This is a genomic window from Salmonella sp. A29-2 (genome assembly GCF_020150755.1).
In the GTDB taxonomy this organism is placed as follows: Bacteria; Pseudomonadota; Gammaproteobacteria; order Enterobacterales; family Enterobacteriaceae; genus Salmonella; species Salmonella enterica.
This window is the reverse complement of the sequence record NZ_CP083731.1, coordinates 2,498,518-2,513,533: the sequence shown is the minus strand read 5'-3', so window position 1 is coordinate 2,513,533 and position 15,016 is coordinate 2,498,518. Positions and strand designations below refer to the sequence as shown.

General features: G+C 53.5%; 16 protein-coding genes. 2 read left to right on the top strand and 14 right to left on the bottom strand.

The window, feature by feature from the left end; genetic code table 11:
- Window positions 1–39: 39 nt before the first annotated feature.
- A complete protein-coding gene (gene pdxY / locus K8W53_RS12240; protein ID WP_000789736.1) occupies window positions 40–900 on the top strand; it encodes a pyridoxal kinase PdxY in 861 nt (286 codons plus the stop codon).
- Between the two features lie 58 nt (window positions 901–958).
- Here pdxY and gstA read toward each other — a convergent pair whose 3' ends face one another.
- The 12 genes from gstA to blr all read right to left on the bottom strand — a co-directional run bounded on the left by gstA (window position 959) and on the right by blr (window position 11,299).
- Window positions 959–1,564 (bottom strand): glutathione transferase GstA, encoded by a 606-nt coding sequence (gene gstA / locus K8W53_RS12235; protein ID WP_000765723.1) that lies wholly within the window; start codon window positions 1,562–1,564, stop codon window positions 959–961.
- A 104-nt stretch (window positions 1,565–1,668) separates the two neighbouring features.
- Window positions 1,669–3,174: a dipeptide/tripeptide permease DtpA gene (gene dtpA / locus K8W53_RS12230; RefSeq protein ID WP_000100911.1), complete on the bottom strand. Its 1,506-nt coding sequence runs from the start codon at window positions 3,172–3,174 to the stop codon at window positions 1,669–1,671.
- 601 nt (window positions 3,175–3,775) lie between these two features.
- Window positions 3,776–4,411 carry an endonuclease III gene (gene nth / locus K8W53_RS12225; RefSeq protein WP_001030318.1) on the bottom strand — a complete coding sequence of 212 codons (636 nt, stop codon included), beginning with the start codon at window positions 4,409–4,411 and terminating at the stop codon, window positions 3,776–3,778.
- Window positions 4,411–5,103 carry an electron transport complex subunit E gene (locus K8W53_RS12220; RefSeq protein ID WP_001289628.1) on the bottom strand — a complete coding sequence of 231 codons (693 nt, stop codon included), beginning with the start codon at window positions 5,101–5,103 and terminating at the stop codon, window positions 4,411–4,413. Before K8W53_RS12220 ends, nth begins: the two co-directional genes overlap by 1 nt.
- 2 nt (window positions 5,104–5,105) lie before the next feature.
- Window positions 5,106–5,726, bottom strand: coding sequence for an electron transport complex subunit RsxG (rsxG, locus tag K8W53_RS12215; RefSeq protein ID WP_000920822.1), 621 nt, complete (start codon window positions 5,724–5,726; stop codon window positions 5,106–5,108).
- Between the two features lie 3 nt (window positions 5,727–5,729).
- Complete coding sequence (gene rsxD / locus K8W53_RS12210; RefSeq protein WP_000231891.1) at window positions 5,730–6,788, bottom strand: electron transport complex subunit RsxD; 1,059 nt, start codon at window positions 6,786–6,788, stop codon at window positions 5,730–5,732.
- Window positions 6,789–8,903 carry an electron transport complex subunit RsxC gene (gene rsxC / locus K8W53_RS12205; protein WP_052939357.1) on the bottom strand — a complete coding sequence of 705 codons (2,115 nt, stop codon included), beginning with the start codon at window positions 8,901–8,903 and terminating at the stop codon, window positions 6,789–6,791.
- Window positions 8,896–9,474 carry an electron transport complex subunit RsxB gene (gene rsxB, locus K8W53_RS12200; protein ID WP_001092600.1) on the bottom strand — a complete coding sequence of 193 codons (579 nt, stop codon included), beginning with the start codon at window positions 9,472–9,474 and terminating at the stop codon, window positions 8,896–8,898. The genes rsxC and rsxB overlap by 8 nt, the downstream gene beginning before the upstream one ends.
- Entirely contained in the window at window positions 9,474–10,055 is a 582-nt protein-coding gene (gene rsxA, locus K8W53_RS12195; protein ID WP_000133179.1) for an electron transport complex subunit RsxA, read from the bottom strand. Before rsxA ends, rsxB begins: the two co-directional genes overlap by 1 nt.
- A gap of 76 nt (window positions 10,056–10,131) precedes the next feature.
- Window positions 10,132–10,572 (bottom strand): DUF2569 domain-containing protein, encoded by a 441-nt coding sequence (locus K8W53_RS12190; RefSeq protein ID WP_000214061.1) that lies wholly within the window; start codon window positions 10,570–10,572, stop codon window positions 10,132–10,134.
- Window positions 10,573–10,660: 88 nt separating this feature from the next.
- Window positions 10,661–10,876: a transcription modulator YdgT gene (gene ydgT / locus K8W53_RS12185; RefSeq protein ID WP_000217946.1), complete on the bottom strand. Its 216-nt coding sequence runs from the start codon at window positions 10,874–10,876 to the stop codon at window positions 10,661–10,663.
- A gap of 297 nt (window positions 10,877–11,173) precedes the next feature.
- Window positions 11,174–11,299 carry a division septum protein Blr gene (blr, locus tag K8W53_RS12180; RefSeq protein WP_001708800.1) on the bottom strand — a complete coding sequence of 42 codons (126 nt, stop codon included), beginning with the start codon at window positions 11,297–11,299 and terminating at the stop codon, window positions 11,174–11,176.
- Window positions 11,300–11,506: 207 nt separating this feature from the next.
- Between blr and K8W53_RS12175 the strand changes: the two genes are divergently transcribed.
- Window positions 11,507–12,547, top strand: a complete 1,041-nt coding sequence (locus K8W53_RS12175; protein WP_023224829.1) for an oxidoreductase — start codon at window positions 11,507–11,509, stop codon at window positions 12,545–12,547.
- 74 nt (window positions 12,548–12,621) lie between these two features.
- Here K8W53_RS12175 and add read toward each other — a convergent pair whose 3' ends face one another.
- Entirely contained in the window at window positions 12,622–13,623 is a 1,002-nt protein-coding gene (gene add / locus K8W53_RS12170; protein WP_000565565.1) for an adenosine deaminase, read from the bottom strand.
- 217 nt (window positions 13,624–13,840) lie between these two features.
- On the bottom strand, window positions 13,841–15,013 hold the full coding sequence (locus K8W53_RS12165) for a MalY/PatB family protein (RefSeq protein WP_052939358.1): 1,173 nt from the start codon (window positions 15,011–15,013) through the stop codon (window positions 13,841–13,843).
- Between the last annotated feature and the right edge of the window lie 3 nt (window positions 15,014–15,016).

Sequence of the window (15,016 nt, the reverse complement as noted above, 5' to 3'; positions counted from 1 at the left end):
GAGAAATCACTCCCTTATTTTTGATGTTCAGGTAAAAAAATGAAGAATATCCTCGCTATCCAGTCCCATGTTGTTTTCGGACATGCGGGCAACAGCGCCGCCGAATTTCCCATGCGCCGTCTTGGCGCAAATGTTTGGCCGCTGAATACCGTTCAGTTTTCTAACCACACGCAATATGGTAAATGGACCGGCTGTGTTATGCCGCCCAGCCATCTGACTGAGATTGTCCAGGGGATTGCGGACATTGGCCAGTTAGCGCACTGCGACGCCGTACTTAGCGGTTACCTGGGATCTGCCGAGCAGGGAGAACACATTCTCGGTATTGTGCGCCAGGTTAAAGCGGCAAATCCGCAGGCAAAATATTTCTGCGATCCCGTGATGGGGCATCCGGAAAAGGGCTGTATCGTGGCGCCTGGCGTCGCAGAGTTCCATGTGCGTTATGCGCTACCCGCCAGCGATATTATCGCGCCTAACCTGATTGAACTGGAAATTCTCAGCAAACATAGCGTGAATAATGTGAATGACGCCGTGCAGGCGGCGCGAGAACTGATTGCTCAGGGGCCAGAAATTGTACTGGTAAAACATCTCGCCCGCGCCGGTTACAGTTCAGAACGCTTTGAAATGCTGCTGGTGACAGCGCAGGAAGCCTGGCATATTAGCCGTCCGCTGGTGGATTTCGGCTCACGTCAGCCGGTTGGCGTTGGCGATGTCACCAGTGGTTTATTGCTGGTCAAACTTTTGCAGGGCGCGACGTTGCAGCAGGCGCTGGAGCACGTTACGGCGGCAGTCTATGAGATTATGATCGCCACCAAAACGATGCAGGAGTACGAACTGCAGGTCGTGGCGGCCCAGGACAGGATCGCTAACCCTGAACATTACTTCAGCGCAACGCGGCTGTAATTATTGCTGCTAAAAAGAGGCCGGATGGCGGTACAGCGAGCTATCCGGCAACATGACATTAATTCAGTCCTTCCGCTTTAAGCGCTGCCGCAACGGTCGGTCTTTTTGCGACACGCTGCATATAACTTTCAATATGCGTTAACCCGTCCATATTCAGTTTTACGCCATAGGCCCAACGCAATACGGTAAACAGATAAGCGTCTGCAATGGTAAAACGCTGGCCGCAAATCCACTGGTCGTCTGAAAGCGACTCATCCACATACTGAAATTTCTTTTCCAGACCGGCGCGAACGGCGGGTTTGAGTGTTTCCGGCGTGTCAGGGCGGAACAGCGGGGTAAAGCCTTTATGCAGTTCCGTTGCAATATAGTTGAGCCATTCCAGCGTATGATAGCGAGCAAGACTACTTACCGGCGCCAGAAGCTGGCGGTCGGGAACGCTGTCGGCGAGGTACTGCATAATGGCGACGCCTTCAGTCAACAGTGTACCGTCATCCAGCAGCAGAGCCGGAACCTGTCCTTTAGGGTTGACTGCCAGGTAATCATCACCGTTTTCCAGGCGTTTTTTTGCGAGATCGACGCCATCAAGCGTAAAGTCTTTGCCAATTTCGCGCAGGGTAATATGGGAAGCAAGAGAGCAGGCACCCGGTTTGTAGAACAGTTTCATCGGTAACTCCTTTTTGCTGAGGTTTAAAGTATGGTAGTGCGGGGACGAGCAAAAAAAAAGCCGCTAACGCACAGTTAGCGGCCTGAATGTTGTTTCCCGGAAAATTAAACTGTAGCGGCTTTAGAGCCTTTTTCAGCGGTATCATCGTCCTGGGTCATACGGTTCAGCTTAGGCGCTGTCAGCAGCATCAGGACGGCGATAACGGCGGTTGCTATGCCAATCTGCATAAATACGCGACCATAGACTTCCAGGGACATCAGTGGGTCAGTCACGTCGCTCGGCACAGCCATCAGGTTGGCGACATAACCGCCGATGATGTTAGCGCCTGCCGTTGTCAGGAACCAGCTACCCATGATGAAGCCCATCAGACGCTGCGGAACCAACTGTGCGACCATTGCCAGGCCCAGACCGGAGATCATCAGCTCACCGATACTTTGCAGGCCGTAGCTTGCGATCAGCCAGTTTACGGATACGATGCCGGCATCGTTCGCAAATTTGGCGCCCAGCGGCAGAATCAGGAACGCGCCGGAACACAGCACCATACCAATGGCGAATTTCATCGGCATCGGCAGCGTATCGCCCATCCTGTTATAGATAGCGGCCAGAATCGGGCTGCCGATAATGATCCAGAATGGGTTCAGCGCCTGATACTGTTCCGGTTCGAACGCGATACCGAGAATAGAGTGCTCGACGTTACGAATGGCAAAGAAGTTCAGCGACGTCGGCATCTGGCTGTACAGTACGAAGAAGATAATCGCCTGCAGCATCAAAATAAAGGCGACGATCATTTTACGGCGCGCCGCGCCGTGCATGGAAAACGCTTCTTTACCGAAGATAATGACGATGCCAAGAGCGATTACGCCCAGCACCATACGCGCGATATCCTGGTTGTGCAGCAGCCAGGTGGCGACCGCAATCAGAACGACAATACCCACGATGGTCAGCAGCAGATTACGGAAGTTGATCGGTTCAAAGTCGGGTTTGGAACCGTAGCTTTTCACCCAGCGCTGGCAGAAAGCAAAGTTAACGACGGTTATCAGCATACCGACGACGCTAAGCGCAAACGCGGTGCTCCAGCCATAACGCGCCGCCAGCCACGGCGTCGCCAGCATAGAGAAGAAGGAGCCGATGTTGACGGACATATAATACATCGTAAATGCGCCGTCGAGACGCGGATCGTCCTTCGCGTAACAGGTAGACAGCAGGGAAGACGGGTTAGCTTTAAACAGACCGTTACCCACAGCGATAGCCGCCATGCCCATATAGACGATGCCAGCGTCATGACCAGACCATGCGACCAGCGCATAACCGATAGCCAGCACCACGGCACCCAGCATAATAACGCGTTTGGTGCCCAGAATTTTATCACCTAACCAACCGCCAATGGCGACCAGGCCGTACACCAGCGCACTGAAGGAAGAGAAAAGGGTGATGGAATCCGCTTCTGACATACCCAGTTGTTTTACCAGGTAGACGGCCATAATGCCTTGCAGGCCGTAATAACCAAAACGCTCCCATAACTCTATCGAGAAGATGAGATAGAACGCCTTCGGTTGTTTGAAAGCGTTCAAACTGACGCTTTCAGTTGGTTTTTTGTTTGCAGTAGACACTTTTACCTCTTTTTTACGCCCCGTATTAACAGGGATTGTCTGGCGCGTGATGAGTCAGACTCATCCGTCCGATTGTTATATTGGAGGGGAAACGGCAGGTAATGTTCACTATCTTTCCTCTCCAGACAAGAGCTTTGTAATAATCTGTTACATATAACTCTTCTGGTTGAATCGTCCGATGTCAGAAATGTTATCCAGCGTTAAATTTCTTCATTTGAAGAATGGCAGATTTTTACACTGCAAAAAGGCCATTAGTTTGGGTGAAAGGCGATATCTTCTGCTATTTAAGGTGAAAAGCAGTGATATAGGCCATTATCTGAAAAAATGGCAGAGTAATGTTTTGTAGTGAAAACGGGGCGTCAGTCTATCCGGTTGTAAATGTAACCTTAGGTGTCATTAAATTTTACATGAAGTTATCAAAGTGATCCCGATCACGGATAGATAGAAATTTTCGCGATTAAAAAAATGATTAACCTGACGTGGAGGGAAAACGAAAGCACATTACATCAGAAAAAGGACAGAGACTGGAATGATTGATGGCTAAAATAGATCCAGGCCGAAGGTGGGAGCGCGCTGGCGTGACGGACGCGCTCCGAGCATATCAAATATCGACTTTTTCTTTGTATTCGCAAAGGTCTTCAATGAGGCAGGAGCCGCAGCGGGGTTTTCGGGCGATACAGGTATAGCGGCCATGCAAAATTAACCAGTGATGACAGTCCACTTTGAACTCATTCGGCACCACTTTTAGTAACTTCTCTTCTACCTGCTCGACATTTTTACCCGGTGCGAACTGTGTTCGGTTGCATACACGAAATATATGCGTATCAACGGCGATGGTCGGCCAGCCGAAGGCGGTATTTAGTACTACGTTAGCGGTTTTACGCCCCACGCCGGGAAGCGCTTCCAGCGCCGCCCGATCCTCCGGCACTTCGCCATTATGCTTGTCCAGTAAAATACGGCAGGTCTTAATCACGTTTTCCGCTTTACTGTTAAATAAACCGATGGTTTTGATATAGGATTTCACGCCTTCTACGCCCAGTTCCAGCATCGCGGCTGGCGTATTGGCGACCGGGTAAAGTTTGGCGGTAGCCTTGTTCACGCTGACGTCGGTTGCCTGCGCGGAAAGCAACACGGCAATCAGCAACTCAAACGGCGACGTGAAATTGAGTTCCGTTGTGGGGTGCGGATTGTTGTCGCGCAGGCGCGTCAGAATTTCCAGCCTTTTTGCTTTGTTCATCAGACTTTCCCTGTTTCACCTGCCGGAACTGCGGAAGGCGCGGTTTCGGCGCGGCGTTTCTTCATTTTTTCATCAATAAGATATTTTACCGCCAGCATGAGTCCCAGACCGATAAACGCGCCTGGCGGCAGCATCGCCAGCAGGAAAGGCGAGTCAGTGTGAAATATCTCGACCCGTAATACTTTTGCCCAGCCTCCCAGCAGGCTATCCGCGCCATCGAAAAGCGTACCATTCCCGAGGATCTCGCGCAGCGAACCCAGCACGAACATCGCGCCTGTCGCGCCCATGCCGATGGAAAAACCGTCCAACGCGGAAAGCCACGGTCCTTTTTTCGCGGCAAACGCTTCGGCGCGACCGACAACAATGCAGTTCGTTACAATCAGCGGAATAAAAATCCCTAAAGACTGATATAAACCGAACGCATACGCATTGATCAGCATCTGTACTGCGCTTACCACCGAGGCAATGATCATAACGTAAATCGGGATACGGATTTCTGCCGGCGTCCAGCGACGTAGTGCGGACACCGTAAGGTTGGTCAGCGTTAATACCAGCGTTGTGGCCAGACCCAGCCCCAGAGCGTTGGTTGCCGTAGACGTCACCGCCAGTAAAGGGCACAGGCCAAGTAGCTGCACCAGAGCAGAGTTATTTTTCCATAACCCCTGAACAACAATGTCTTTTATTTCGCTCATGGCTATTCTCCACAGGCGGTTAAATGGGGGAGCTGAGCGGGCAGTGATTCGGCGTACAGCCCGGCGCGTTTAACCGCATTCACCACGGCGCGCGGCGTTATTGTCGCCCCGGTAAATTGATCAAAATCACCGCCATCTTTTTTCACCGCCCAGTGCGTATCATTTTCACCGCTGATGGTTTTACCGCTAAAGTGGGTAATCCAGTCAGACAAACGGCGCTCAATTTTATCACCTAACCCTGGCGTCTCATGATGTTCCGTCACACGCGTCCCCAGGACGGTACCGTTGAAATCTGCGCCAACAATAAGCTGGATAGCGCCGGAATAGCCATCTGGCGCGGTGGCCTCAATGATGGCCGCTACGGGTTTATCATCCTTGCGAGCGATAAAAACACGGTGTGTGCCTTTGCCGAGGGCGGGCGCATCGACCAGATAACAGCTCTCTTGCAGATTATTATTGTAACGATCTGGCGGCAATACCTGATCGAACAGGGCATGTTGTTGTTGCAGCGCTTGTTCGTGGATGGTTGATTTTGTCATCTGATTAATCACCGCGGTCAATCCCGTAGAGCCTGCGGCAAAAAGCGCCAGCGTAATACCGTGTTTACGAATCGTTTTCAGCATGGTTTATCCTTTGCGATGTCCATAGACGCGGGGGCGCGTGTAGTAGTCGATCAGAGGAACCGTGATATTCGCCAACAGGACAGCAAAAGCAACGCCGTCCGGATAGCCGCCGAAGCTACGAATCAGCCACACTAATACCCCAGCCAGCGCGCCGAAAATTAAACGTCCACGGTTGGTCGTGGAGGCGGTAACCGGATCCGTCAAGATAAAAAATGCGCCCAGCATGGTGGCGCCTGACAGCAGATGAAGCTGCGGCGAGGCCAGCGTAGCGGGCGAGAAAAGCCAGCCTAACGCGGCGCATAGCGCCAGCGTGAGCAGAAAACTGACCGGGATATGCCAGCGGATAGCTTTTTGCCACAGCAGGAATACGCCGCCGACAAGCCAGGCGAGGTTAACCCACTGCCAGCCCACGCCGGCCAGCGCGCCGCTGTATATCGGGTACTGCATGATTTGCTCAACGGAGTGCCCGGCGCGCAAGGACGTTTTAAACGTATCCAGCGGCGTCGCCTGGCTGATACCGTCAATACCGATACGTAGCAGCGTCATATCGCCGCCGCTGGCGGTATGCCCGGTAAAAATCATCCGCAACGTGTCCAGCATATCGGGCGTTGTTGCGGCTATTTCATAAGGCGGCAACCAGCTTGTCATTTGCACCGGAAAGGAAATTAATAGCACCACGTAACCGATCATGGCCGGATTAAAGGGGTTTTGTCCCAGCCCGCCATATAACTGTTTAGCGATAATAATGGCGAATCCGGTTCCCAGCACGACCATCCACCAGGGCGCAAGCGGAGGGATGCTGACCGCCAGCAAAAGCCCCGTCAATAACGCGGAATAATCCTGCAGGTGACTGGCGACCGATTGTTTGCGCAGCCTGAGGACAATGGCTTCTGCGACGAGCGCCGTGATAGCAGCCAGAACGATCTGGAAAAGCGTTCCCCAACCAAAAAACCACGTCTGCGCGGCAATCCCCGGCAGAGCGGCGATTAATACCAGCAACATGATTCGCGATGTCTGGCGCTGGTTATGGGTATAAGGCGAGCTTGCGATTCTGAATACCATTTAATCCTCGTTAACAACCTGCTGCTGTGCTGCTTTTTTTGCCTGAACGCGGGCGATAGCCGCAGCAACCGCGGCTTTACGCGGGTCTACCGGTTCGGCAGGTTCGCTTCCGGTCTGCTGCTCCTGCTTACGGGCTTTGGCGCGGGCGATGGCCGCTTCCACCGCGGCTTTACGCGGATCGACCGGTTCGGCAGGTTCGCCTCCGGCCTGCTGCTCCTGCTTGCGGGCTTTGGCGCGGGCGATAGCCGCTTCCACCGCGGCTTTGCGCGGGTCGACCGCTTCGGCAGGTTCGCTTCCGGCCTGCTGCTCCTGTTTGCGGGCTTTGGCGCGAGCGATAGCCGCCTCCACTGCGGCTTTGCGCGGATCGACCGGTTCGGCAGGTTCGCTTCCGGCCTGCTGCTCCTGTTTGCGGGCTTTGGCGCGAGCGATAGCCGCCTCCACTGCGGCTTTACGCGGGTCGTCGCCGGGTATCGCGCTGTCAGCCACCGGATGAGCGGCTTGTTTAGCGCGCGCTTGCGCTTTACGCGCTTCACGGGCCGCGATGACGGCGCTATTGTCTGGCAGACTACCCGCCTGAATAACCACCGGTTGCGTGGCCTGCGCCTGTTTCTCTTTTACCCGCGCCAGCGCAGCGGCAATGGCATCCTGATCTTTTGCCGCTGGTTGTACCGCTGCGCTCTTGTGACGTGCAAGGCGGGCGGCTTTTTCGCGCTCCAGTCTTGCCTGACGAGCCTCAAAACGTGCTTTGGCTTCGGCGGCGCGTTTTTCTTCAAGCCTGATCGCAGTAATCTCCGCTTTTTCCTGACGGAAATATTGGACGAGCGGAATATTACTCGGGCAGACCCAGGCGCAGGCGCCGCATTCTATACAATCAGCAATATGGTGAGCGGTAGCCTTGTCATGCTGCTGCCCTTTGCTGAACCAATAAAGCTGCTGCGGTAAAAGGTCGGCAGGGCAGGCGTCAGCGCAAGCGCTGCAACGAATACAGCTTTTCTCTTCCTGAGGCGCCCCCATTTCAGTCACGGATGGCGCCAGCAGGCAGTTGGTGATTTTTACGACCGGTACGTCAAGCCAGGGAAGGGTGAATCCCATCAACGGGCCGCCCATGATGACCATCTGGTCAGCGGAAGGGCAGAACCCGGCATCGTTAAGCAAATGACGAACGGGAGTGCCGAGCCGCGCCCAGACGTTACCCGGACGGCTTACCGCTTCACCCGTTAAGGTGACGACGCGTTCTGTGATCGGTTCGCCGTCAATCACGGCGCGTTTAACGGCATAAGCCGTACCGACGTTTTGCATCAGCACGCCAATATCAGAGGAGCGCCCGCCGTGGGGAACCTGTTTTCCCGTCAGTATTTGGGTGAGCTGTTTTGCGCCGCCGGAAGGGTATTTGGTTGGGATCACACGTAACGAAATATCGTGGGCGTCAGCCAGTACGGCGCGCAGCATGGAAATAGCCTGCGGTTTGTTATCTTCAATGCCGATTAATACTTCACGCGGTTGCAGAATATGCGCCAGGATGCGAATACCTTCCACAATCTGCGCGGCGCAGTCCTGCATCAAACGATCGTCCGCCGTAATGTAAGGTTCGCACTCTGCGGCATTGATAATAAGCGTGGTGATTTTATCGCCGCCGCCCTGCAATTTAACGCCGGTGGGAAACCCTGCGCCGCCAAGCCCGGCAACGCCATACTGATGAATGCGTTCAATGAGCGCTTCACGGCTGTGGGCGCGGTAATCAGACCAGCCCTCGCGTTCAATCCAGCGGTCCTCGCCGTCGGCATCAATGATGACGCTTAACTCCGCCAGCGCCGAAGGATGTGCCGTCGAGTGGGGGGCAATAGCGATAACCGTCCCGGAGGTGGGCGCGTGTACCGGCAGCATTCTTCCACGTCCACGGGTAAGCGCCTGGCCGCGTAGCACGCGATCGCCGACGCTAACGCACAGCTCGCCCTCAGCGCCAATGTGCTGTTTTAAAGGGATAACAAAGCGCGGCGCTAAAGGCACCTGGCGCAGCGGCGTGCCGTTTGACTGGGACTTCATTTCGGGCGGATGAATACCACCGTCGAAATCCCAGATTTTATCTTTTCTGAAAGCGGAAAATAGTTTAAGCATGTTGTTCCACGGGAATGATGCGAACGGGAATGGTGTTCAAATCCCATTTCCAACTGTCGGGCGTCTCATTCACCGGACGTAATTCGATGCAGTGCGTCGGACACGGATCGACGCACAGATTACAGCCAGTACAGAGATCGCTCATGACCGTGTGCATGGCGCGCGTTGCGCCAACGATGGCGTCAACCGGGCAGGCCTGAATGCATTTTGTGCAGCCAATGCAGTTATTTTCATCAATAACTGCCAGCATACGTACTGGCGCAGCCTGCTGTTCTTCACCATCGCATGGTTGCGGCTCTACGTTTAGCAATTCTGCCATTTTCAGCATGACGGCTTCGCCGCCGGGCGCGCAACGATTGATTTTCTCGCCCTGAAGACCCACGGCTTCGGCGTAGGGGCGACAGCCGGGATAGCCGCACTGACCACACTGACTCTGCGGCAAAATCGCATCGATTTTTTCAACAACCGGATCATCTTCAACCGCGAATCGGCGGGAGGCATAACCCAGAATGGCGCCGAACACCAGGCCCAGAAGGGTCAGGGCGCCAACGGCAATCCAGATAGTATTCATTACAACTTCACCAAACCACTAAAGCCCATAAAGGCCAAAGACATTAATCCTGCGGTAATCAATGCTATCGCGTTACCACGAAAAGGGGCGGGCACATCCGCCACGGCAAGGCGTTCGCGGATGGCGGCAAACAGAACCATCACTAATGAAAAACCGACGGCGGCGGAAAATCCGTACAGCGCCGACTGAAGAAAGTGATGACCGAGATTAATATTCAGTAACGCTACGCCCAGAACCGCACAGTTAGTGGTAATCAGTGGTAAGAAGATGCCTAACAAGCGGTATAACGCCGGGCTGGTTTTCCGCACAACCATTTCGGTAAATTGCACGACCACAGCAATGACGAGGATAAAGGCCAGCGTCCGCAGATAAATCAGATCCAGCGGAATAAGTATCCAGGTGTCGATAAGCCAGGCGCATATCGACGCCAGCGTCATGACAAAGGTCGTCGCGAGGCCCATCCCCATGGCGGTTTCCAGTTTTTTGGATACGCCCATAAAGGGACAAAGGCCCAGGAATTTGACCAGTACAAAGTTATTGACCAGTACAGTTCCGACAAAGAGCAGCAGGTAATCAGTCATGTTTCGGCCTGAAATAAAAAAGCCGCCTATTATCTGTCAAACTACCACAGGCGACAACAGGTTAACTGTAGGGTTATTACGGATTAACAAACGTTGTTTTAACGCGCGCTGAACGTTTGAGATAAGGCACAATGAGCGCCGTCGCCAACAGTGGGAAGAGTAACTGACGCACGGCAAAGGCATCTGAGACGGGCGAAAAGGCAAATGCTTTAACCGCCAGTAACACCGACACCAGCAGCCAGATAATGTAATGCTTCGGCACGCAGCGTCTGCGCTTGAAGAATGCGATCGTCAACCACAGGGTATAGTACCACATGGCGATAGCGGTAATAAATGAAATGCCCCATAGCAGTAAATTACCGGTTTCCTGTCCGCTAAGCGTCTTGAACGTTTGCGGTGTGGCAAGCGCCATAACGTAGAGTAATAACGCCAGCGAGGCGCTCAACAACGCGACTAACAGCCAGGCTAACGGGCCAAGAAGCCAGCCTCCAATTCGTTGTGGCGGTGTTGTAGTCATATCTTCTCCGGGGTTACGCGCATTAACGGTCATGCCGCTCATTTTGGGGCAAATATTATAAGGTTTTTGATGTTAAACGCTACTTTCTTTATTGCACATAGCGCCAGACGGATTGCGGAACCTGACCTACATCAAACAGGCGTCCTCCGGAAACCAGTTCGGCACGGCGGTGATCTGCAGCGCGATACATATTAACAATATCCATGTCATCAGTAAGGGTATAGTTAAGGTGGTCGAACAGTTTTTCCAGACTTTCGAGCGAACTAATTTTGCGGAATTTTAATAGATAATCCTGAACAGTCATATAAAGTTGATCCATATTAAATATAATGCCAACGGAGTAGTCACTGATAAAAAATAAACAAAACCGCACCAGTGAGAGGTCAGGGGTGCAGGTAAAAAGGGAATATTCTTACCGGTAAAGAGTCAGGCGCCACATGGCGCCTGGGGCGAAAGGTTAACGCGCTTTCCTACAACAGGCAATAAACGTCAGACCAGATAGGACATATTTCGTTTTTTTTGCCGGTTTTTGACTTTTCTTTGCACCCCCCGGGGCGCCGCTGACCGTACCACGCGAAAATGCCTTTACATTATCTGACGCTTACTTCTTCTGAACGGAAGCCGTGGGCTCTGGTGGTTGGTAATTGTCAATATGGTTGGCAATACCTAAAAGAATGACTGAGATAACGAGAACTATCCACCCAGTTAATTCAATAAGACGATTCATTATTGACGACATTTGCTTTGATTTATCCATAAACACAGGGGGTAAATGTTACTTTCCTGGCGAACGGTCGGCAAGAGGGAGGGAAACGATTTCAGCCTCTGTTCTGTAACAAGTTAATCATTTGATGCTACGTTGATGGTCAGGACGCTATTGCGGCTAATCGCACGATGGTGTGGAATAGCGATATCTAAAACCGGAGGCAGTGAGATGAATGACAAAATCCGCGTTGGGTTAATCGGTTATGGCTACGCCAGTAAAACCTTTCATGCGCCTTTAATTATGGGAACGCCAGGGCTAGAGCTTGCGGCGGTATCCAGCAGCGATGAAACAAAAGTGAAAGCAGATTGGCCGGCGGTTTCCGTAGTCGCTGAGCCCCGACATTTATTTAACGATCCGCATATCGACCTGATCGTGATCCCGACGCCCAACGATACCCATTTCCCGCTGGCGAAAGCTGCGCTGGAAGCCGGTAAGCATGTGGTGGTTGATAAACCCTTTACCGTGACACTGTCACAGGCGCGAGAATTGGATGCGCTTGCGCGGAGCACTGGTCGGGTACTTTCCGTCTTCCACAACCGACGCTGGGACAGCGATTTTTTGACGCTGAAGGCCTTGCTGGCGGATGGCGTGCTCGGCGAGGTGTCCTTGTTTGAATCCCACTTTGATCGCTTCCGTCCCCAGGTGCGCGACCGCTGGCGCGAGCAAGGCGGGCCGGGAAGTGGTATCTGGTACGATCTGGCGCCGCACTTGTTGGATCAGGCCATTCAACTTTTTGGCCTGCCGGTCAGCATGACGGTGGATTTAGCGCAACTGCGTCCGGGCGCGCAATCTACAGATTATTTCCACGCGATTTTATCCTACCCCCAGCGCCGCGTGATTTTGCACGGTACGATGCTGGCCGCGGCGGAATCCGCGCGATACATTGTTCATGGTTCGCGCGGTAGCTATGTAAAATATGGCCTCGATCCCCAGGAAGAACGGTTAAAAAACGGCGAGCGTTTACCGCAGGAAGACTGGGGATACGACATGCGTGACGGCGTATTGACCCTGGTTGAGGGAGAGACGCGCAAAGAAGAGAACTGGCTTACGTTGCCGGGTAACTATCCGGCATATTATGCCGCCATCCGCGATGCGTTAAACGGTAATGGTGAAAATCCCGTGCCGGCAAGCCAGGCGATTCAAATTATGGAGTTGATTGAACTGGGCATGGAATCGGCAAAACATCGCGCGACGCTGTGTCTTGCCTGAGATGTCGCATTTCTCCGCCTGGGATAGCATTAAACCTCAGGCGGAGAGAGGGCGTTAGCATCAATAAAGCAATCTTACGCCGCGGCCACTTTTTCGCGCAGCGCACGTTTTTCGCCATCGCTCAGAAAGGCGATTTCCAGACCGTTAATCTGCGCCTGGCGAATCTGTTCGCGGCTCAATCCTGCCGCTGGCGCGGCGACGTGATATTCATGGATAATATCTACGCCCTGAACAGCCGGATCGTCCGTATTAAGACTGGCGAGAACGCCATGCTCAAGGAAGGTTTTGAGCGGATGATCTGCCAGCGATGCGACGGTACTGGTCTGAATATTCGAGGTCAGACAGGATTCAATACCGATACGCTGCTGTGCAAGAAAATCCATTAACGCGCGATCTTCGACAGCTTTTACGCCATGTCCGATACGTTCGGCCCCCAGTTCGCGAATCGCCTGCCAGATACTTTCCGGCCCTGCGGCTTCGCCTGCGTGAACGGTAATATGCCAGCCCGCATCGCGCGCCCGATTAAAGTGCGACAAAAACAGACTGCCGGGAAAGCCCAGCTCATCACCGGCTAAATCCAGCGCGGTGATTTTCTCTCTGTGCGCCAGCAGCGCATCAAGCTCCTGTAAACATGCCGCCTCGCCGAAGGTACGGCTCATAATGCCAATGAGTCGTGCCTCGACGCCAAACGTGTTACAGCCGTCGCGTACACCGTCGATAACGGCTTCAACCACGCCTGCGATCGGTAACTGATGCGCCATCGCCATATAGCCGGGCGAAAAGCGAAGCTCGACGTAATGCAGGCCGTTACGTGCGGCATCTTCAATATTTTCAAAGGCCACACGGCGGCAGGCGTCAAGCGATGCCAGGACTTTTACCCCCCAATCGAGCTTCGTGAGAAAGCTCACTAAATCGGGTTCGGTTGAGGTGACCTGGACATGCGGAATCAGCGTTTCCAGCGTTTGGGCGGGAAGGGCGATGTTGAACTGCCGACCAAGATCCAGAATTGTTTGGGCGCGAATGTTGCCATCAAGGTGGCGGTGGATGTCAGTCAAAGGAAGCGTAATATCAATCATGGGCGCACTCAATTTTTAATAAAAGTGCGCACCATTATACTACAGATTAATAATGCTCTGGAAATTTTGCAAAAACGGAGTCATTACGTTGCAACTTCGCGAGAGCGCGGAAGAAATTTTGTATCATTCTCTTTAACGCGCCCCCGGTCAGCTCACGGGGGCCGTCTCTGTTATCGCCTCTCAGGATAAAGGGTCAACCCCCCGCTTGTAGACAGTATCAGCGAACGGTGCGGATAGCGTTAATCAATCCGTTGACGCCTTTTTCAAGTTTCAGGCGAGGGCATCCGGCATTCAGACGCACAAATCCCCGGCCTTCTGCGCCATAGGTATCGCCGGGCATAATGGCGACTTTCTCCTGATGAATGAGCGTGTGCTGTAATTTTTGATCGTCAATGCCGAGAGGACGGAGATCAATCCATGCCAGATAGGTCGATGGCGGCGCTTGCCAGTTCAACGTCGGAAAGGCGCCATTCAGCGCCTGCTCAATATAGCGCATATTAGCCGCCAGCGAGGCGCGTAACGCATCCAGCCACGGCGCGCCGTGCTGATACGCGGCAATATGCGCCGTGAGCGAGAGCACCGCTGGCGAAGAGAGGCCGTCGCGCCCTTTTAAGGCGGCCAGGTAGCGTTCACGGCTTTCACTATTTTCAATGATTCCATAAGCGCCGGTTAATGCCGGAATATTGAAGCTTTTCGAGCCGGAGGAGAGCAGCGCCCAGTCTCCGCGCGCGACATTGCTCCAGGGAATATGCGGCTGGTTTCCCCATACCATATCCATGTGAATTTCATCGGAAATCACCCGTACGCCATGGCGCTCGCACAGCGTTGACATCGTTTCCAGCTCGTCACGCGTCCACACTTTACCGGTGGGATTTTGCGGACTGCACAGCAGCAGGATTTTGCTTTCCGGACGCGCCAGCGCCGCCTCCAGTTTGGCCATATCGCAATACCAGGCGTTGCCTTCTTTCTCCAGTGGGACGGGAGTGACGATGCGACGGTTGCCTTCAATCGCCTTATAAAAAGCATCGTAAGCGGGGGTATGAACTACCACGCCATCGCCTTCGTCGGACCACTGGCGGATAAGCTCGGACGCCATATAGATAACGGAGGGGCCGTATACGAGGGAGTGGGCATCTATCGTGGTCTGATGGCGTGTCGCAAACCAGTGGGTAATCGCCCCTAAAAACGCCTCATTTTTCCAGCGGCTATAGCCCAGCACACCGTGGGAAAGGCGCTGGTTTAGCGCCTCCAGGATACACGGCGCGGTGGCAAAATCCATATCCGAGATCGTAAAGGGGAGCAGATCGGCCTCGCCAAAACGATCGGCGACATAATCCCACTGCGTACACCATGTCCCGCGACGGTCAACTTCCTGTGAAAAATCGAACATATC

What these genes read in the sequence shown, in the direction of transcription:
- ydgT (WP_000217946.1), bottom strand. Translation starts at nt 10,876, where the DNA reads ATGACTGTTCAGGATTATCTATTAAAATTCCGCAAAATTAGTTCGCTC.
- rsxA (WP_000133179.1), bottom strand. Translation starts at nt 10,055, where the DNA reads ATGACTGATTACCTGCTGCTCTTTGTCGGAACTGTACTGGTCAATAAC.
- rsxC (WP_052939357.1), bottom strand. Translation starts at nt 8,903, where the DNA reads ATGCTTAAACTATTTTCCGCTTTCAGAAAAGATAAAATCTGGGATTTC.
- K8W53_RS12175 (WP_023224829.1), top strand. Translation starts at nt 11,507, where the DNA reads ATGAATGACAAAATCCGCGTTGGGTTAATCGGTTATGGCTACGCCAGT.
- pdxY (WP_000789736.1), top strand. Translation starts at nt 40, where the DNA reads ATGAAGAATATCCTCGCTATCCAGTCCCATGTTGTTTTCGGACATGCG.
- rsxD (WP_000231891.1), bottom strand. Translation starts at nt 6,788, where the DNA reads ATGGTATTCAGAATCGCAAGCTCGCCTTATACCCATAACCAGCGCCAG.
- nth (WP_001030318.1), bottom strand. Translation starts at nt 4,411, where the DNA reads ATGAACAAAGCAAAAAGGCTGGAAATTCTGACGCGCCTGCGCGACAAC.
- add (WP_000565565.1), bottom strand. Translation starts at nt 13,623, where the DNA reads ATGATTGATATTACGCTTCCTTTGACTGACATCCACCGCCACCTTGAT.
- blr (WP_001708800.1), bottom strand. Translation starts at nt 11,299, where the DNA reads ATGAATCGTCTTATTGAATTAACTGGGTGGATAGTTCTCGTTATCTCA.
- K8W53_RS12165 (WP_052939358.1), bottom strand. Translation starts at nt 15,013, where the DNA reads ATGTTCGATTTTTCACAGGAAGTTGACCGTCGCGGGACATGGTGTACG.
- K8W53_RS12190 (WP_000214061.1), bottom strand. Translation starts at nt 10,572, where the DNA reads ATGACTACAACACCGCCACAACGAATTGGAGGCTGGCTTCTTGGCCCG.
- gstA (WP_000765723.1), bottom strand. Translation starts at nt 1,564, where the DNA reads ATGAAACTGTTCTACAAACCGGGTGCCTGCTCTCTTGCTTCCCATATT.
- rsxG (WP_000920822.1), bottom strand. Translation starts at nt 5,726, where the DNA reads ATGCTGAAAACGATTCGTAAACACGGTATTACGCTGGCGCTTTTTGCC.
- K8W53_RS12220 (WP_001289628.1), bottom strand. Translation starts at nt 5,103, where the DNA reads ATGAGCGAAATAAAAGACATTGTTGTTCAGGGGTTATGGAAAAATAAC.
- rsxB (WP_001092600.1), bottom strand. Translation starts at nt 9,474, where the DNA reads ATGAATACTATCTGGATTGCCGTTGGCGCCCTGACCCTTCTGGGCCTG.